At 56.3% G+C, this 17,705-nt stretch carries 15 protein-coding genes; 8 read left to right on the top strand and 7 right to left on the bottom strand.

All coding sequences use genetic code 11. The annotated features are described in order from the left end of the window. Positions 1 to 9: 9 nt before the first annotated feature. Positions 10 to 1,503 carry a phosphatase PAP2 family protein gene (locus tag HMPREF3016_RS10955; protein ID WP_141757704.1) on the top strand — a complete coding sequence of 498 codons (1,494 nt, stop codon included), beginning with the start codon at positions 10 to 12 and terminating at the stop codon, positions 1,501 to 1,503. Positions 1,504 to 1,648: 145 nt separating this feature from the next. Beyond that, on the top strand, positions 1,649 to 2,026 hold the full coding sequence (locus HMPREF3016_RS05205) for a cupin domain-containing protein (protein ID WP_238382373.1): 378 nt from the start codon (positions 1,649 to 1,651) through the stop codon (positions 2,024 to 2,026). Positions 2,027 to 2,240: 214 nt separating this feature from the next. Here the strand turns inward: HMPREF3016_RS05205 and HMPREF3016_RS05200 are convergent, their stop codons facing one another. The 3 genes from HMPREF3016_RS05200 to HMPREF3016_RS05190 form a co-directional block, all read right to left on the bottom strand. Beyond that, positions 2,241 to 3,044: an amino acid ABC transporter ATP-binding protein gene (locus tag HMPREF3016_RS05200; RefSeq protein WP_048753661.1), complete on the bottom strand. Its 804-nt coding sequence runs from the start codon at positions 3,042 to 3,044 to the stop codon at positions 2,241 to 2,243. Between the two features lie 27 nt (positions 3,045 to 3,071). Then, entirely contained in the window at positions 3,072 to 3,875 is an 804-nt protein-coding gene (locus HMPREF3016_RS05195) for an amino acid ABC transporter permease (RefSeq protein WP_070740699.1), read from the bottom strand. A gap of 87 nt (positions 3,876 to 3,962) precedes the next feature. After that, positions 3,963 to 4,796 carry an ABC transporter substrate-binding protein gene (locus tag HMPREF3016_RS05190; protein ID WP_070740696.1) on the bottom strand — a complete coding sequence of 278 codons (834 nt, stop codon included), beginning with the start codon at positions 4,794 to 4,796 and terminating at the stop codon, positions 3,963 to 3,965. 303 nt (positions 4,797 to 5,099) lie between these two features. Here HMPREF3016_RS05190 and HMPREF3016_RS05185 point away from each other — a divergent pair, with 303 nt between their 5' ends. The 5 genes from HMPREF3016_RS05185 (at position 5,100) to HMPREF3016_RS10765 (ending at position 10,422) form a co-directional block, all read left to right on the top strand. After that, on the top strand, positions 5,100 to 5,825 hold the full coding sequence (locus tag HMPREF3016_RS05185; protein ID WP_070740693.1) for a demethylmenaquinone methyltransferase: 726 nt from the start codon (positions 5,100 to 5,102) through the stop codon (positions 5,823 to 5,825). A 68-nt stretch (positions 5,826 to 5,893) separates the two neighbouring features. Beyond that, complete coding sequence (locus HMPREF3016_RS05180; RefSeq protein WP_070740688.1) at positions 5,894 to 6,955, top strand: polyprenyl synthetase family protein; 1,062 nt, start codon at positions 5,894 to 5,896, stop codon at positions 6,953 to 6,955. A gap of 119 nt (positions 6,956 to 7,074) precedes the next feature. After that, positions 7,075 to 8,385: a hypothetical protein gene (locus HMPREF3016_RS05175; RefSeq protein WP_070740685.1), complete on the top strand. Its 1,311-nt coding sequence runs from the start codon at positions 7,075 to 7,077 to the stop codon at positions 8,383 to 8,385. A gap of 289 nt (positions 8,386 to 8,674) precedes the next feature. Further along, a complete protein-coding gene (locus HMPREF3016_RS05170) occupies positions 8,675 to 10,285 on the top strand; it encodes a sodium-dependent transporter (RefSeq protein WP_070740682.1) in 1,611 nt (536 codons plus the stop codon). Next, positions 10,285 to 10,422, top strand: a complete 138-nt coding sequence (locus HMPREF3016_RS10765) for a methionine/alanine import family NSS transporter small subunit (protein WP_080513847.1) — start codon at positions 10,285 to 10,287, stop codon at positions 10,420 to 10,422. The genes HMPREF3016_RS05170 and HMPREF3016_RS10765 overlap by 1 nt, the downstream gene beginning before the upstream one ends. Positions 10,423 to 10,565: 143 nt before the next feature. Here HMPREF3016_RS10765 and rarD read toward each other — a convergent pair whose 3' ends face one another. Together rarD and HMPREF3016_RS05160 are read right to left on the bottom strand one after the other, a co-directional pair. Further along, on the bottom strand, positions 10,566 to 11,669 hold the full coding sequence (gene rarD / locus HMPREF3016_RS05165; RefSeq protein WP_070740679.1) for an EamA family transporter RarD: 1,104 nt from the start codon (positions 11,667 to 11,669) through the stop codon (positions 10,566 to 10,568). A 245-nt stretch (positions 11,670 to 11,914) separates the two neighbouring features. Then, positions 11,915 to 13,435 carry a DUF6882 domain-containing protein gene (locus HMPREF3016_RS05160; protein WP_070740677.1) on the bottom strand — a complete coding sequence of 507 codons (1,521 nt, stop codon included), beginning with the start codon at positions 13,433 to 13,435 and terminating at the stop codon, positions 11,915 to 11,917. 254 nt (positions 13,436 to 13,689) lie between these two features. Here HMPREF3016_RS05160 and HMPREF3016_RS05155 point away from each other — a divergent pair, with 254 nt between their 5' ends. Continuing rightward, positions 13,690 to 15,045: an SseB family protein gene (locus HMPREF3016_RS05155; RefSeq protein WP_048753674.1), complete on the top strand. Its 1,356-nt coding sequence runs from the start codon at positions 13,690 to 13,692 to the stop codon at positions 15,043 to 15,045. Between the two features lie 211 nt (positions 15,046 to 15,256). On the opposite strand, the gene HMPREF3016_RS05150 is transcribed toward HMPREF3016_RS05155, so the two are convergent. Both HMPREF3016_RS05150 and HMPREF3016_RS05145 read right to left on the bottom strand, forming a co-directional pair. Then, entirely contained in the window at positions 15,257 to 16,747 is a 1,491-nt protein-coding gene (locus tag HMPREF3016_RS05150; RefSeq protein WP_070741101.1) for a catalase, read from the bottom strand. A 129-nt stretch (positions 16,748 to 16,876) separates the two neighbouring features. Next, on the bottom strand, positions 16,877 to 17,455 hold the full coding sequence (locus HMPREF3016_RS05145) for a Fur family transcriptional regulator (RefSeq protein ID WP_004005395.1): 579 nt from the start codon (positions 17,453 to 17,455) through the stop codon (positions 16,877 to 16,879). Positions 17,456 to 17,705: the final 250 nt, after the last annotated feature.

Raw genomic sequence — 17,705 nt, 5'->3', positions numbered from 1 at the left:
GGAAAAAGTATGTCACAGGGTCCTCACACATCGCGTGGTCATGTTCCTCGCCATACCAGTACCTCGAATGACACGGATGATGCTACGCGTATTCTATCTCCTCAGACTCTAGCCGATAACGACAGTGCCGATGCCGATGCGACGGTTCCGTTATCGAGCATCCAATCTTCCTATGAAACCGATGATGATGCGACCGAATTTCTGAACCTTCAGGATCTGCCATCTTCCTCACCAGATACGGACGCAACCCGCGCCATCCCGAACCCGCACGAGGCGCCTAAACCCCGTGAAAGCTCTGACACAGTAGCCCTCGACGCTCTTGACGATTCTCCAACCGAAGCCATCAGCGCATCGCAGGATCCGCGTGCTCACTACGTTCAGCACACGCGTGCCGCCCAGCCGCAAACCCGTGTGCAGCCGGATATAACCCCTTCGGCTGATTACCCTGCCACGGTCGCCATGCCAACGGGTGCTCCCGGTATGCAGACCACGCCCCCGGGCACGCCGCAGTACAATGCCGCCGCGCATCCCCACGCCGCTAACCCGACGATGAGCGCCGCGAACTATGCCGGATACGGCGCTCGCCCGAACCCTGCGGCCCCCGGGGCAGGCGTTCCCGTAGAAGCCCCCATTCCTAATGATCCGCCGAGTACCAAGGTTGTGGCGCAGCACCTGGGCGTTATGGTGCTGTTCGGTGCTCTGCTCTACGCCACGCTCCAGTTCTTCATCTACAGCCGTACCGGGCAGCAGCTCGACGAAAATGCGTTTACCGAATATGCCAGCCAGTTCGCGGAATACCAGCGTCCCACCCTGGCGGCGCTCGATAACCTGCCGACGATTACCGGCGTAATCGCGGTGATCGGCATTATTATTGGGCTGATCTGGAAGCACCGTATCCTGCCCGCTATCGTGGGTATTCTTGCGGGCACGGGCGCGTGTTTGAGCGTCCACGCTCTCAAGAATTATGTGGTCACCAAACCTAATTTCGGTATTCAGGAAGCCCTCTTGAACTCCGCACCAAGCGGGCACACGGCATTCGCCGCTTCTGCGGGCGCCGCTCTGTTTATCGCAGCGCCTCGCGCGCTTCGACCCACGATTGCGGTCTTGGCGGCGATGGCGACCTGCGCTACGGGCGCATCTACCATTATTAACGGCTGGCATCGCCCAGCGGATGTTATCAGCGCGATTTTGGTAGTTGCTCTCTGGACCGTTCTCGGCTTGGGCGTTCTTCGGTACCTGCGCCGTGCAGAATTTAACGCACCGACCCCTCGCGTGGTGGGAGCCATCGCGGTGCCTCTGCTGACGATTGCAAGCCTGTTCCTCTCGTTCTGCGCGGTCGCGATGTATGCGGTCACCATGTTTTCCACCATGCCCGGGGGAGTGTTCGTTGCCTCAACCTGCCTGATTTTGGCGGTTAGCACGGGCACCACGGCGATACTGGTGCGGCTTCTGCGCCCGCGTAACCAGGTATCTTCTCCCTATACGCGCGTGTGGGAATACTAAGGACGTATTCGTATCACGTTATGAAATATATGCCTCACTTTTTGCCTAGCCCCTAACACAGGCATAGAATTTAGTACAGTTCATGCAGATTTTAGGACGTTCGTATCCTAAAAGAACAACCATCATCGGCGAAAGGTTAGAACTCATGGCGGGTACTCACGAAGGGCGTGTGATTGTTTTCCCACAGCTCACCGAAGTTCTTACCCCCTTTGAGACTAAGCCGCAGGCAAAGAAACTTCTTGATGCCGATGGTGGCAGCATCACCCTAATGGAGCTGGCAGGCGGTCAATCTTGGCACGAACACCACAGTGTACATCCGGTGATTGTGCAGGTGCTTAAAGGCAAGGTTGATTACAGCGCCAAGGGGCAGAGTATTATTCTGGAACCCGGTAAAATCATCCACACCACGGCAAAGCTGTTGCACTCGGTCACGGCACTCGAAGACTCGACCCTGATGGTCATTATGCTGACCGGAGAATCACATCCGGAGCCTAATATCACTATTGAGGTTGAACAGGTCTAGGGCACAACGCCTTAGAAATAAATAAATCCCTTTAAGCACGGTAATGTCCCGTATTCAGCGACGGATACGGGACATTGTCGTATATTCTCCCCAACAGGCAAAGCTGTTATGAGCAGGTTTTCTGTGAAACGGTAAAAACCCCGCAGATACCTTCCTCACGGAGCACTTGGAGGAAAACGTATCTGCGGGGCTGGTCTGAAACAGGGCAAACGGACTAGGCGTTTGCTGCCGCATCCTGATCTGCGGGGGTTTCATCCACGTGGGTGGGATCAAGCACACGCGCTAAGAATGTTTTGGTACGTTCATGTTGCGGGCTGCCGATCACCCGCTCAGCGGGTCCCTCTTCGACGACCACGCCATCTGCCATGAAGACGACCTTATCGGCGACATCGCGGGCGAAGCTCATCTCGTGGGTCACCACGATCATCGTCATACCTTCGTCGGCGAGATCACGCATAATCGTAAGGACATCGCCCACCATTTCGGGGTCGAGCGCGCTTGTCGGCTCGTCGAAGAGCATGAGTTCGGGGTTCATCGACAGCGCCCTAGCGATCGCCACACGCTGCTGCTGGCCGCCCGAAAGTTTACTCGGGTAGGCATTTTCCTTATCTGCCAGCCCCACTTTCGCCAGCTGTTCGCGGGCAATCTTCTCTGCCGTTGCACGATCGCGCCCCAAGACCTTAATCTGAGCAATCGTGCAGTTATCAAGCACGCTCAGATGTCCGAACAGGTTAAACTGCTGAAACACCATGCCCATGCGGGTGCGCAAGGCGTTAATATCGGCATCCGGATCGGTTACCTCGACACCGCCCACGGTAATGGTTCCCGCATTGGGCTCTTCGAGCAGGTTTACACATCGCAGAAGCGTTGATTTACCCGATCCCGAAGGGCCGATCAGACAGACGACCTCGCCCGGTTCAACCTGAATATCAATACCGCGCAGCACCTCGTTTTTGCCATAAGACTTGTGTAGCCCCGTGATGCTCACCGATGCCGCCGATGTTACTGTGTCAGTCATGACAATCTCCCAAAGTCTTTGTCGTGGTTACTTGCGTGATGCGCCCGTGCGCTTCTCAAAATATGCGGATAGCTGCCCCAGCGGCACGGTAATAATCAGGTAGCACAGGCCCGCGACCACCAGGGGAGTGAGCCCTGCGCCGGATGCGGTAATACCTTCACGCCCGAATTTCGCCAGCTCGTACTGCGCGATTTGTACACCCAGCAGGTACACGAGCGAGGAATCCTTAGTCAGCAGAATAACTTCGTTAGTCAGCGGGGGGAGCACGATGCGGAATGCCTGCGGAATAATTACCGAGAGCATCGCCCGGGTGTGCGACATGCCCAGCGACCGTGCCGCCTCATACTGACCTTTCGGAACCGACTGTAGTCCAGCACGCAGCACCTCGCTGATATAGGCAGAGGACACCAGTCCAAGGGAGAGTGTTACCGGAATGAGGTTATCGACAAACCGGATTTTGAAGGCTAGGGGAATGCCGTAACCGAAGGCAAAGAACACCAAGAGCGCCGGAATGCCACGGAAAATTTCGACATAGATTGTAGCCAGCCACCGATAGGGTGCGATCGATGAGATACGCATGAGTGCCAGGATAAGACCAAGGCTTAGACCCACGGCGAAACCCAGGGCCGTGTAGATCAGGGTATTCTTGAGCGCTACCGTAATAACGTTCGGGAACTGCTTTTGCGCAACCTCAAGGTTGAATACCTGACTGGACAGCGTTTTCCAGTCGGCAAGGGCAATAATAAGAACCGCGATAACCGCCAGCAGAGCGTACTGGGAGTACCGGAACATCGCCTGTTTTTTGCGGGGAGATAGTTTATTCTGTGCCATCGTTACACTAACGTAGTCTGTGTTTATCGTGATATTCAGGATGCGCGGTGCACGTGAGCGAACGAACGCGCACCGCGCTAATCGCGGTTAGTTTGCGCTGGATGAAGATGCGGATGAGGGCGAAGACTTAGCCTTGGTCCACTTTTCCTTGATCTTATCGAGTTCGCCGCTGGACTTGAGCTGCTGAATTGTCTTATTTGCTTTATCTAGCAGGGCTTTCTTCTCGGGGGCTACTGCACCGGCAATCTGGTCGGCGTTTTCCGAGGTCTGGTAGGCGATCTTGAAAGAGCCGGGGTCTTTGGTTAGCGCCTCAGAAATAACCGAGAGGTTTGCCGAGACGGCCTGCACTTGACCGGTCTTCAATGCCGAGAACATGAGCTCGTTGTCCTCGTACTGCACAACATCCGCACCTTTTTCTTTGGCGTAGGATTCGCCGCTGGTTGCCTGCTGAGCGCCTACTTTGGCGTTCTTAAGATCTTCGACGGAGGAGATCTTAGAGTTTTTGGGGACCAGAATTGCCTGATTGTCTTCAAAATAGACATCGGTGAATTCCATCTTGGATTTCCGCTCGTCGGTCACGCTGATACCCGCGAGAGCAATATCGCATTGTCCGCTGGTGAGTCCGGTGCCCGAATCGAGGCCTTCAAAGCTGATGGAGGTGAGTTGTGCTTCTGCGCCCAGGTCTTTGGCGATAGCGTTTGCGATATCTGCATCGATACCTACGATTTTTCCGTTTTCTTCGTATTCGAAGGGCATGTAGGGGGTGTTGGTGCAGACGGTGAGGACGCCGTTGTTGATAAGGTTTACTTCTCCATTTTCGCCGTCGGATGCGGTTGAGACGCATCCGGTGAGGACGAGGGGTGCGAGCGCGAGGAGTGCGAGGGACTTTTTGAGGTTGGGTTTTGCGGTGAAAATCGACATGGTGTGCTCCGTGTGTAGAAAATTTTGATGTTTTCCATTGTGCACCTGTGCGATAAAGAATGCAAGTATGCCTATAAATATTCACTATTTTTCTGAGTAAATGAAGAATTATGTATGCATAGTATGCATAAAACCAGGAATACTGTCGCGCCGTGGCGGGCGGCGGGAGAAACGTGCTGCACGTGCGCAACACCGGGCACAAGAGTGCATATTTTCGTGAGTTAAAGTGTTCGCCACCTCAGATGACGCATCAGGAGGTGCTCAACTACCCCACGGGCGGTAGAACATGCCACAATTGAAGGCGTGAGCAACGTAGAGAAAAATGTTCAGGGTACCCGCGCAACCCTTGACAAGAAGACCGGCGATATCGCCGCCATGTTTGACACCGTCGCAAAGCGCTACGATCTGATGAACGGCATCTTGTCGCTGGGACGGCACATCTACTGGCGCAAGCAGACCGTCGCCGCCGTGGATGCGCATCCCGGGCAGAAGGTCCTCGACGTTGCCGCCGGTACCGGAACCTCATCTGAGCCTTTCGCTGACGCCGGGATTGATGTTATCGCCGCAGACCTTTCCGAAGGGATGCTGGAGGTCGGGCGCAAACGCCGCCCCGATATGACCTTCGTGCGAGCGGACGTTACCGACCTTCCCTTCGAGGACGACAGCTTCGATGCCGTCACCATGTCCTACGGTTTGCGTAACGTTGCGGATTACCTCCGTGCGCTAAGCGAACTGTACCGGGTTACTAAGCCCGGCGGGCGCATCGTGGTACTGGAATTCTCAACCCCAACCTTCGCCCCTTTCGGTAAGGTGTATAAGGAATACATTATGAAGGCGATACCGCCCGTAGCGCGCGCGATCTCCTCGAACCCGGAATCCTATGTATATTTGGCGGAGTCGATTATCGATTGGCCGGATCAGAGAACCCTTGCCCACAAGTTCGCACAGGCGGGCTGGCAGGATGTCAAATATCGTAATCTCAGCGGCGGAATTGTTGCCATTCACCGTGGCTTCAAACCCCAAAACTAACACTCAGCACATCATCATTGAGCAACACGCAGCATACAGCTACGCACCAACACACCGAAGAAGGCATCGTGAGCACCTCAGAGCAATCCATTGCAGCCACCGACCTGATGGCAGGACTCGATTTCAACCTGCCCGCCGGGTTTGAGCTCATTGCGTCCGACCCGCAGCTTGGCCCCCAGATTCTTACCTCGCTGGCGCGGATTGAAGAGCGGCTTGCCGAGGCTATCAGCTACACCGATAAGCTCGCCGATGTTGCCGCCCGACACTTACTGCTCGCCGGTGGAAAGCGCGTGCGTCCCCTCTTGACTCTGCTTGCCGCCGCTGTGGACGGACAGATTAACGACGACGTGATTGAGGCCGCAGTGGTCGTCGAACTCACCCATCTGGCGACCCTCTACCACGACGATGTGATGGACGATGCGCCCAAACGCCGCGGAGTCGATACCGCCCAGACCATTTGGGGAAATTCCGTCGCCATCCTGACGGGTGACCTCATTTTCTCGCGTGCCTCGCTGCTGGTCTCCGATCTGGGCACGCGACCCATGAAAATTCAGGCACAAACCTTCGAACGCCTAGTGCTGGGGCAGCTCTACGAAACAACCGGTGTACGCGAAAACCAGGATATTCTCGACCACTATATCGCCGTGATCGAGGGGAAAACCGGCTCGCTGATCGCGGCGGCGGGGGAGTACGGCTCACTCTTGGCGGGCGCCTCCGAAGAGGTTATTCAGATGCTCGCCACCTACGGCGAACTCGTGGGCGTGGCATTCCAGCTCGCCGATGACGTGATCGATATTGTCAGCGATGGTGCATCCTCCGGGAAAACCCAGGGCACCGATCTGCGTGAGGGCGTGCCGACCCTGCCGACCATTCTGCTCAACCGTGCCGCAGAGGCCGGGGACGAATCAGCCCGTCAGGTTCGAACGCTCATTGAGGCAGACCTGAGCTCTGACGAGGCGCTTGCCGCTGCCGTATCCGCGCTCGCCGCGCATCCGGTCATGCAGGAAGCGTGGCAGATAGCCTATGACTGGGCGGATCGCGCGATTGCAGCCATTGCACCGCTGCCGGATTCTACCGCGAAGGCGGCACTGGAATCCTTCGCGCATGCCGTGGTGCATCGCGAGGGCTAAACCGCGTGATACGGTTGCTTCAGGAAGACTTCTTCACGAGAATGTGTATATCGATGCAGCGTAGTGTGTGAAGAACGCCCAGGTGGAGCTGAACTCGATAGAGTTCTTTAAGGGAAACTATGGCCCACAAAACCGTTACCGCATATCAATCTGCCGCAATATTCCTCAGCTCGGTTATAGCGGCTGCGGCAACGTTTGCTATATCGGTTATTGCTGCGTACTTTTTATCGCACAGTGAGTTTAGGCAGTTTCAGTCCGCATTCTGGCCTCTCGTGTTCGGAATTTACGGCATAACCGGCGCTATTCAGCAGGAGACAACGCGGGCAGTCGGGGAGTCCCTTCTGCAGAATCCGGAATCACGAACACACACCAATAGACTTTCATATTCCGCCGTGGCAGCCCTGTTAGGTCTGGGTATTGCCGTGATCGTCGTCATGACTTCACCGCTGTGGTTCTCCGCTTTCCCCACCTACCCGCAGATGAGTGTTGTACTGATAGCGTTTGGCGTCGTAATGTACGCCGTCTATGCTGCGGTTAGTGGCGCATCCGCAGGGCGGGATTCCTGGTATTTTTACGCCGCTTTAGGCAGTGGTGAGGCACTGATACGTTTGGCGGCAACACTGGCGGCGGTAGCGTTGTCGTGGCACCTGCTCGGATTTGAGACCGCCGTGGTTGTTGCCTCGCTGATCTGGCTTCCGTGCGTCGTATTTTCACGTACCGGGCGGCGCGTCTGGCACGCGAGCATTGATGTTAGTTCGCGGCGGTATGCACGAAATATTGTGATGCTCATGCTTTCATCCGCCGGTGCATCGATTCTTATGACGGCGTTCCCCTTTTTCTTACAGTTCACAACGCAGGATCAAAGCGCACAGTTCAATGCCTTGGTTGCCGCTATTGGTGTTACACGTTCGCCGATTATGATGCCGCTTCAGGCCTTTCAAGGGGTCGCCATATCGGCTTTCTTAAAGCACCAAGATCACCCACTGCGCGCTTTAGCACGCCCGTGTCTGTGGGTCCTGGGAATCGGCGGTTTCGGTGCACTGCTTGCCTATCTTATCGGACCTTTTCTCTTTGACATTTTCTACTCTAAATATGCCGGTCTTGCACCCGGATTGATGCTTGCTATGTTGACCCTCGAATCCGCGATTATCGCCTTGCTTGTGCTCGCCGGAAATCTGGCTATTGCCTTGAATATGCACCGTTTATATGTGAGCGGTTGGGTTTGTGCGGCTGCGTTGGCCTTGCTCCTGCTGCACGTGTCGCTGGATGTGGTGAGCCGTACCGAGCTCGCCCTCGGGGCTGCTCCGCTGTGCGGATTCACGGTAATTCTGGTGGGAATCTTGAGGGGCTCAAAAGCAGAGACCCATAAAAGTACCGATAAATCTGGCCTCTTCCAGGATGCACCTGCTGCTCGGCATGAGATGCCGTGAGGGCTGAAGATCGAGAAGCGTTAGTTTAAGAATGCTTGTGTTTATCTGTTACATTCCCCTCATAAATCCCACAGAATCCCACATGATGGGCTATCATTGACCAAATAGCCTACATCAGGTAAACCTAAAGAACGTCTGTGCCCACACATCATTGAGAGCACAGAGCACCCGGAGAGTCGCGCCCAAACCCTAGCGCGCCTCCGTTCACGACGACATGCCCCATCTACCCTCAAGGCGCATCGTCGCGTGACGTGCATACATGAACATCTAGACCGAGGTAACCACTATCATGGGTACAAAACCCGCCAAGACCCCGGCGAAGCGTGAAGGCTTCTCCAGCCGCAGGGTCTTCCTTTTTGCCGCCATCGGCTCAGCTGTTGGTCTGGGAAATATTTGGCGTTTCCCCGCTGTTGCTTACAAGAACGGTGGCGGCGCCTTCATGATCCCGTACATCGTGGCGTTGCTGACCGCAGGCCTCACCTTCCTCTTCTTCGACTACGCGATTGGCCACCGCGGGCGCGCATCGTCTCCGTTGGCATTCCGCCGCCTCAACCGCAAAACCGAGTTTATCGGTTGGTGGCATATGGGCATTAGCGCGGTTATTGCCATCTACTATGCCGCAGTTATCGCCTGGGCAGTGCGGTACATGATTTTCTCATTCAACCAGGAATGGGGCAGCGACGCGAAAACTTTCTTCATGAAGGACTTCCTGAAAGTGGGGGATCCGAAGCTTTCCTTTGACTTTAACCCCGGCATTCTCATTCCGCTCGTGCTGGTGTGGATTTCCCTGATCGTCATCATGGCGCTGGGCGTACAAAAAGGCGTGGGTGCCGCCAATGTGGTGTTTATGCCCCTGCTGATCTTTATGTTCGTGGGTCTGGTCGCGTACTCGCTCACCCTGCCCGGCGCGATGAACGGCCTGAACACTCTGTTCACTCCCAACTGGGGTGCGCTAACCAATGGCGAGGTGTGGGTCGCCGCCTACGGACAGATCTTCTTCTCGCTCTCCATTGGCTTTGGCATTATGGTGACTTACGCATCCTACCTGAAGCCCAAGACCGACCTGACCGGCTCGGGTGCCGTCGTGGGCTTCGCCAACTCCGGATTTGAGCTGCTGGCGGGTATCGGCGTGTTCGCGGCGCTGGGCTTCATGGCGCAGGCACAGGGCATCGCCGTGGATAAAGTTGTCGAAGAAGGAATAGGTTTGGCTTTCATTGCCTTTCCCACCATTATTTCCCAGGCGCCAGCGGGGGCGCTCATCGGGTTCCTGTTCTTCGGTTCGCTCCTCTTCGCAGGGTTCACCTCGCTCATCTCAATTCTTGAGGTCATTATCGCCGGTGTACAGGATAAAGCAGGCACCTCACGCCTGACCTCGACTATGATCGTGATTATCCCGCTGGCGATTATCTCGACACTGCTGATGCCCACCGCATCCGGCCTGTACATGCTGGATATACTCGATACCTTCGTGAATAACTTTGGCATTCTTGCCGCTGGCCTCACCTCTATTGTCGTGATCACCTATGGCGTGCGGGCTCTGCCGACCCTGCGGGAGCACCTAAACTCTGTTTCCTCCTTCAAAGTGGGTTGGATCTGGATGATTCTCTTGGCGGGCGTTACCCCGCTGATCCTGGGGTACAGCCTGATCTCCACGCTCGTGAAGACAATTGCCGAACCCCATGGAGGGTACCCTGCAGATTTGCTTGGTATCTTCGGCTGGGGCATGGTCGTACTCCTGATCGTTGGTTCCATCGTGATTTCATTCCTGCCGTGGTCGCATAAGTCACGCGCCGCCGAGGAACCCCCGGCACCGCCCGTTATCGGCGGTAAACTCGCCCACACGCATGTGGACGATGCCGCGCTGAAAGCACATGCAAAAGCACAGGGTGAGGAGGCATAATGAGCGGTGCAGCTATCGCTATGATGATCGTGGCAATCCTCATTATCTGGGGCGGCCTGGTGTTTGCCCTCGTAAACCTGAGCAGGCACCCCGAAGAACCTGAGGATGATGCTGTCGAGCAGGCAGCCACCGAATAATACCGTCGCGCGGGCATGTCTGCGGACCGTGCCCGGCACGTAAAAACATAGAATACTCGCGCATTCGGCGCGAATAAAAAGTGTTGGCATGAGGACTCTGATCGGTCCTCATGCCAACACTTTTATGCATGTACGGCAAGAATTCAGGATTTATCGCGGGCGTTCGCCGCAGAATCCTCGGTGTCTTCGGGCGAGAGCTGCACCGCATCCAGAAGATAGTTCTGCTCGCGGTCTTCGCCACCCTCAGAGGACTGAGAAATCTGCACAATAGGGATCATGCCGGTCTCGACCGCCGTGAGTTTCGACGGGCGCGAGGTGCGTGAGGCGCGCACCGCATCCACCGTGAAAATTACGATAGCCACCCAAATCAGAGATAAGCCAATCCACTTATCCGGGGTAATCCTATCGTGCAGCACGAAGAGCGCCAGGAAGAACTGAATGGTCGGGCCCATATACTGCACCATGCCGATCACCGACAGAGGCAGCGCCCGCGCCGCCGCCGAGAAAAGAACCAGCGGAGTTACCGTGACAATGCCGGTGGAAGCGAGCAGCCAGAAATGCCCGGGGCCTTGCGAAAACAATGTGAGTTGTCCCTGCGTATTCATCCACCACAGCACCACGAGCGCCACCGGAAGCAAAATAAAAGTCTCAAGCGATAGCGACACCACCGGATGCACACTCGACCCCACCCGCGCCTTGAGCAGCCCATACGTTCCGAAGGTGAAGGCAACACCCAAACCCAGCCACGGAATCTGTCCGTACACCACGCTCATAATCAGCACCGCCACGGTCGAAATCCCAATAGCGATCCACTGAACTTTTCGCAGCCGCTCGTGCAGGAACACGACCCCCAACGCCACGGAGACCAGCGGGTTAATAAAATACCCCAGCGACATGTCGATCGTATGCCCGTGCGTGGTGGAGTACACATAGATCATCCAGTTCGCGCCAATCAGCAAAGACGCCACCGTCAAAATACCCATAGTGCGCGGAGTACGCACCGCCCGGTTAAATGGCTTGGTCAACCGAAAAATAGGGAGCAGAACCGCGCAGAACGCCAGCGAAAAAATCACACGCGAGAGCACAATCTCCAGCGCAGACGAAGACGCCATGAGATAGAAATACAGCGGCAGCATACCCCAGATCGCGTAGGTGGTAAAAAGGCAGATAAAACCATTGCGGGTCTGTGCAGCGTGTGCCGCCGTGCCTGATGCGGGTGCTGTAGCGCTGTGAGCGTTCTGCGCCATAGTGTGAGGGCTCCTCCCTACCTGTGAACGAAAGATGAGATGTGAACTTCTAACAACTCTACTCTTCACCGCACTCTTGCACGAGTGCGAGGTATCGGCTGGCGGAGGGGAGTTGCCTATTAAACGCCGATGGGGCGCAACATAATACAGCGTTGCGCCCCACCGGAATGATGAAATTTCTAGGTCAGGATAATATGCCGCAGGTACGGATTAAAGACCCTGTATGCCTGCTGATATCGCGTTGTCTACAGACCGAAGAACCGCGAGAAGAAGCCCTTCTTCTTGCCGGTTTCCTGAGTCTGCTCCTGTTCCTCGTGCTGATCGGCCTTCTGCTCGGCGGGCTTGATCACCGGAATTGCAGTTGCCGGGGTGCTCTCGGTCTGCGGTGCGGATACGTCGGTACCTGAAGCGGCAGGTTTGGGCGCCTGCTTCGGCTGCTGCTGGGCACCTGCCGCAGCGGGCTTCTGTGCGCCGGGCTGAGGAGCTGCCTGTCCCTGACCTGCACTCGCGCCGGGTTTGCCAGCTGCGCGCGGGGTGATCGATGTGCGGGACTTCGAGGCATCGGAGGCACCGGGCTTCGCCGCCTTAGCCTGACCCGCAGGTGCGCCGGTCTGTGCCGCGGCAGCGTTCGGAACAACATCGCCGGGTAGGGTATTGACCGTTACGCGACCGTGCTCGGAATCCTCGCGCGGATCCTGATCGAAGGGAGCCTCGGTATCCGGGTAGAGGTTCTCGGTCGTGCGTACACCCGCCACCGGTTTCTGCGATGCGCCAGCGGGTACAGCGCGCTTTGCGGCCGCCGCGGGAGCCTGAGGCTGAGCCGGTGCTGCTTCTTCCGGTTGTGCATTTTCCTGTGCGGGGGCGCTCTTTGCTGCCTGTGCGTCCTTAGGCGTCTGGGCGTCCTCGGGTTCCTGAACGGCGGGTGCCTGCTCGGCTTCGGCACGTGCTGCCGCACGCTCTGCCGACTGCTGTTCGCGCAGAGCCACCTGCTCTGCAGCCTCGGCAGCGGCAGCCTGCTCAACTTCGGTGCGTTCAGCCGCCAATTCCGCACGGTACTGCTCAGCCTCTGCGGCAAGCTGCGCAAGTTCTTGGGCGGTAACCTCGGGCTTTGCGCGCTCGATACCGCTGATGCGCCCCTCATCGAACCATAGCCGCAGGGCGCCGTCGGTCATGGTGAGTACCACGGTGGCCTCGGTATCCCAAGCGGTATGGAACCCGCGCTGACGCGCATAAGAATTAACGGCGAGTGGATGATCGTGAATATCTTCGCTTTGCAGAGCCTTCGCAATCACGCGCCCTACACCTTTGTACGTGGGCGCATCCAGGGTCAGTTCGGGGCTGTCGATCAGGCTCCATGCCCGCACAGACCCCGACGGCAGGGGATAGTGGGCGTACAAACCGGTCACCGTCTTAGTTGCCAAAGTCAGGCGACGCGCCAATCCCTCTGAGAGCGGAATTTCGTCGGTACTCAGCTCCAGAACTGAGTCGCGTTCACCGGCATCTCGCGCCTGCAGCGCCGCTGAGACTACCGCATTTGGAAAATATCCCAATTGCTGCCATGACCAAATCCAGGTTCCACGGTTTTCAGATTCGGTACCGAGCAGGTAGGGTTGAAAAGACACCGGATCGGCGGCCTTGAACGTGAGGGACTGTTCGGCGAAGTTTACGTCGTAGTCAGCAGACCCAATAAGTTCAGCCAACCGCGCCTGGTATTCGGTCGAGATAAAGATTGATGCGTCAATAAGATCCTGCAAAGAATTCGTCATAGGTTAAGGGTAACAACCTTTTTGGTGTGAGTACCCACAAACTGCACCAATTTTGTGGGTCGGATGGAGAAAAAATTTGAACAAGAGACAACTCGGTAACCGATGCTAGAGCACACACGCAAAAGTGTGTTCCCTAACCTATCATGACGTTATAAATCGGCGTGACGGCGGATGCTTCGCTAAAATCAATAGAGTAGCGGGTAGCTTCCCGCCGGGACCTAAGATGCAAGCTGACGATAAAGGAATGGAAAACCATGACGGATACCCGACGTTCTGAACCGACGAGTAGAGCCGCCCGCACCCAGGATGCGCTCAACCGTATCGGTAGCTGGCTTCTTGATGTCGTCAAGGCTGAGCCCGGGTGGAGCGAGATGATCCTCGACGTAAAACCCCTCGCCGGGCAGGTCTATATTCGCGTGCGTGAATTCCGTGACGGCGAAGAGTACATCGGTTCGGTGGGCCCCCTCAAGGAGGATTCGCCCGTACTGCCCGATCTTCGCAAGCTCCAGCGCGCCGCCTACGACGGCAACCGCGGCACCTGGTTTACCGCATCTGTGGTGGTGGCGGCCAATAACTGGCCCGAACCGAAGTTCAGCGTGGGGGCATCCTATAACCGCGACGAAGAACCGGAAAACTGGGGTACTGAAGGAACCCTGAGTGCTTCAGATGTACGTGAGCATCTGCACATGTTCCCGCGCGATTCCGAGCGTATTCCTGCTTGGGCGACCGAACGTATGCACGGTCGTGCTCGCGATGTTTCAGGTTTGCATAAAGAAACCGATTACGAGATCCCCAATCCCTACCTCGCCGCTGCACTCGAAGCTTTCAAGAAGGATGTCAAAGAGCGAACCCTCATTAACGTAGTGCGCACCATGCTCGGCGGCGATTTGCTCGTGGATGCTTCCGGCTCAACTATTGTTCCCGCAGGGCACCTTGATATTGGTCCCGAATCGCAGCTGCGCTACCAGGTTATTCGCCTTGAAAACGGGATGCAGGCGCTATGCGTATTCTCGTCGGCAGAGTACGTTTCGAAGAGCTACATGCGTGAAAACTCCGACGATGACGAGCTGATTCTGCGCGAACCCGCCGTCAAGATTTTCATGGATTTCTTGAGCAACCCCGACCTTGATCTGATTGCGATAGATCCGGGTTCCAACCACGAATGCTATATTGAGCGCGCCCAGGTGCAGTGGGTTGTGAACTCGCCCCGTAACGACGGCGCGAAAATGGCTCTTATCAACGACAATATGCAGCAGCTTCTCGGTTCGTTGGTGGCACCAAACTCTATTCTGGTGGTGGCGATTGACCCCAAGAGTAAGGTACAGGGGCCAGCATTCGTCCCCGATGATGAAGGCAACCCCACGAATATGCTGGCGTTCACCTCGCCGATTGAAGTTGCCGCTATCGACCCTGCGATTGAGGTGCGTGTAGCGCATGCGATTGAGGTGCTGACCCTCGCGGAACAGCTCAATGCCCCGGGTATTCAGATCAATTACTTCAACCCCAGCGCTGTGCTCGACATCAAGCAGATCCGCGAGCTCCTCGATATTGTGCGTGAACAGGAAGCGGTCTTCGGCGCTTCTCCCGCTGGTGCTAGTGCATCCGCATAGTTCGTAAAACCCGTCACGCTAAAATCGCCCGGAAGAAACACCCACACGGTGTTGTCTCTTCCGGGCGATTTTGCGTTTGGAGAGGGTTGTAATCCTGTAAACGGGTTTAAAATATGGGGCCGGTGACTCCACCTCACTGAAAGTCACCGGCCCCATGCTGCAGCCGTGCGTCATGTTCTCGAACCTACAGGAGAACAGACGCTGCCGTATCTTACGAACCAGATGCGGCGGCTGCCACGGCCTCGCGAACACGAGAACCGAGCTCAGGGTGAACGCTATCCCAGTATTGGAACGCGCGTTCACGAATCTCGTCGGAACGAACAGCGCCTACGTGACCGGAGATGTTGCTGATCAGGCGTTCGCGTTCTTCGTCGTTCATGGTTACCTCGTAGAGGGTGCGTGCCTGCGAGAAATCATCATCATCCGGGCGCAGGGTGTAGGCGGTGCGTACCAGCTCGCCATCAGACTCCCAGCTACCTTCGCCAGCGCGTGCCGCATCTGCATGCGGTCCACCCAGACTATTCGGCGCGTAGGTCGGAACGGACGGGTCGTTGAAGTTATAACGCATCGAACCGTCATGCGAATAGTTGTTCACCGGCGCTGCGTGTGGTGCGTTCACGGGCAGCTGTGCGAAGTTGGTGCCGATGCGGTAGCGATGCGCATCCGGGTAGGAGAAGATACGACCGAGCAGCATCTTATCGGGCGAAGCCGCGATACCGGGCACAAAGTTCGAGGGGGAGAAGGCAGCCTGCTCGATCTCGGCGAAGAAGTTCTGAGGGTTGCGATCCAGCACCATGCGACCCACCTTGATCAGCGGGTAATCTGAGTGCGGCCAAATCTTCGTCAGATCGAAGGGGTTAATGCGGTAGGTCTTCGCGTCCTCATAGGGCATGATCTGCACATAGAGCGTCCAGGCGGGGTAGTCGCCGCGCTCGATAGCCTCGCGCAGGTCGCGGCGGTGGAAGTCAGCATCCTTGCCTGCCATTTCATCGGCCTGAGCCTGGGTGAAGAACTCGTTGCCCTGCTCGGTCTTGAAGTGGTACTTAACCCAGAAGCGCTCGCCTTCGGAGTTAATCCACTGGTAGGTGTGCGATCCGAAGCCATCCATATGGCGCAGGGTTCGGGGCAAACCGCGGTCGCCCATCAGCCAGGTTACCTGATGTGCTGATGCGGGGTTTAGGCTCCAGAAATCCCACTGCATATCGTTATCGCGCAGACCCGAACCGGGCATACGCTTCTGCGAGTGGATGAAGTCGGGGAACTTGATGGCGTCGCGAATGAAGAAGATAGGAGTGTTGTTGCCTACCAGGTCGTAGTTGCCTTCGGTGGTGTAGAATTTCACCGCGAAACCGCGTGGGTCACGCCAGGTATCGGGGGAGCCGGATTCGCCCGCCACGGTTGAGAAACGAATCAGCAGCTCGGTTTTAACGCCCGGCTGAAAGAGCGCCGCACGGGTGTACTGCGAAACATCTTCGGTGGTTTCAAAGTAGCCGTATGCGCCGGTTCCCTTCGCGTGCACCACACGCTCGGGCACACGCTCACGGTTGAACTGAGCGAGCTTTTCAACAGCGTAAGCATCGTGCAGAACGATGGGACCATCAGCTCCCACGGTGAGCGAATGATCATCTGAAGCCACCGGCGTGCCAGTGCTCGTGGTGGTGTAAGAACCGGGATGAATGGGGTTCTGCGGGGTCTGATACATATTTGCTTCTCCCTGTGTTTTTGGTGATGCTATGTGGTTTTCGACGAGCATTCTTCCTGTTTTAGGGTGCAGCTAACGAACACCGAGGCGCTGTTTCACGCCCGGAGTAAGGTGTGGGAATGTGGTTCGTTAGTGCTGAACGCTCGCTGCGGCTTGCACCTGGCTCTTCGCCAGTTCTGCTTCTGCCTCAGTTTGACAGTCTGCGCAGACGCCTCGATACAGTACATCTGCGCTGATAATCGCCATGCCGTGGAAGTCGCTGGGAGTTAGGCAGGGCGCTGAGCCGATAGCGCAGTCTACATCCTGAACTTTTCCGCAGCGAATGCAGAATGCGTGGTGATGGTTATCGCCCGTGCGAGTCTCATAGAGCCCTGGGGTTCCCGGCGGCTCAAACTTACGCAGCATGTCGATATTCGTCAGATCCGTGAGGATCACATACACCGACTGCACGGTAATGGTAGGAATCTCTTGCCGCACAGCGGTAACTATTTCCTCGGCATTGGCATGGGGATGAGCCTGAACCGCACGTAGAACAGCAAGCCGCTGTTTCGTGACCCTGCGCCCCTTAGCGCGCAAGTTTTGCGACCAAGATTCCGTGAGAAGTTCGGTCGCGGATTCTGCTGCCAACGGTAGCACGCCGGTGTGGGAGCATCCGTGAAGAGGGTGCTCGGGTTCCGGGTGTGCGTTCGTATCTAGGGGTTCGGTCATGAACAATACTCTACCGTTAATCTGACTTTTTCACAATTACAATTACGATAAATTCATAATAAGAGTCGTGTTCGGGGTACTTTCACCATGACACTATGTCGCTAAAACTGCGAATTTCTGGGGGATAACAGAACACTTCGAGACTTCATGTGACCTTGCTCGCATTCGAGGAACCTGTGGATGCGAGAATACGAAATACACGCTGGTGGCGAATCTGGATGTCTGCCTCATATATATATCCCGTATGCTG

It is taken from the genome of Rothia sp. HMSC065D02 (genome assembly GCF_001815285.1).
In the GTDB taxonomy this organism is placed as follows: Bacteria; Actinomycetota; Actinomycetes; order Actinomycetales; family Micrococcaceae; genus Rothia; species Rothia dentocariosa.
Note: the sequence above shows the minus strand (reverse complement) of the source record. Positions and strands in the feature narration are given on the sequence as shown.

Coding starts and splice junctions, on each gene's coding strand:
- HMPREF3016_RS10765 (WP_080513847.1), top strand. CDS start 10,285: ATGAGCGGTGCAGCTATCGCTATGATGATCGTGGCAATCCTCATTATC.
- HMPREF3016_RS05160 (WP_070740677.1), bottom strand. CDS start 13,435: ATGACGAATTCTTTGCAGGATCTTATTGACGCATCAATCTTTATCTCG.
- HMPREF3016_RS05195 (WP_070740699.1), bottom strand. CDS start 3,875: ATGGCACAGAATAAACTATCTCCCCGCAAAAAACAGGCGATGTTCCGG.
- HMPREF3016_RS05175 (WP_070740685.1), top strand. CDS start 7,075: ATGGCCCACAAAACCGTTACCGCATATCAATCTGCCGCAATATTCCTC.
- HMPREF3016_RS05170 (WP_070740682.1), top strand. CDS start 8,675: ATGGGTACAAAACCCGCCAAGACCCCGGCGAAGCGTGAAGGCTTCTCC.
- HMPREF3016_RS10955 (WP_141757704.1), top strand. CDS start 10: ATGTCACAGGGTCCTCACACATCGCGTGGTCATGTTCCTCGCCATACC.
- rarD (WP_070740679.1), bottom strand. CDS start 11,669: ATGGCGCAGAACGCTCACAGCGCTACAGCACCCGCATCAGGCACGGCG.
- HMPREF3016_RS05190 (WP_070740696.1), bottom strand. CDS start 4,796: ATGTCGATTTTCACCGCAAAACCCAACCTCAAAAAGTCCCTCGCACTC.
- HMPREF3016_RS05205 (WP_238382373.1), top strand. CDS start 1,649: ATGGCGGGTACTCACGAAGGGCGTGTGATTGTTTTCCCACAGCTCACC.
- HMPREF3016_RS05145 (WP_004005395.1), bottom strand. CDS start 17,455: ATGACCGAACCCCTAGATACGAACGCACACCCGGAACCCGAGCACCCT.
- HMPREF3016_RS05150 (WP_070741101.1), bottom strand. CDS start 16,747: ATGTATCAGACCCCGCAGAACCCCATTCATCCCGGTTCTTACACCACC.
- HMPREF3016_RS05155 (WP_048753674.1), top strand. CDS start 13,690: ATGACGGATACCCGACGTTCTGAACCGACGAGTAGAGCCGCCCGCACC.
- HMPREF3016_RS05200 (WP_048753661.1), bottom strand. CDS start 3,044: ATGACTGACACAGTAACATCGGCGGCATCGGTGAGCATCACGGGGCTA.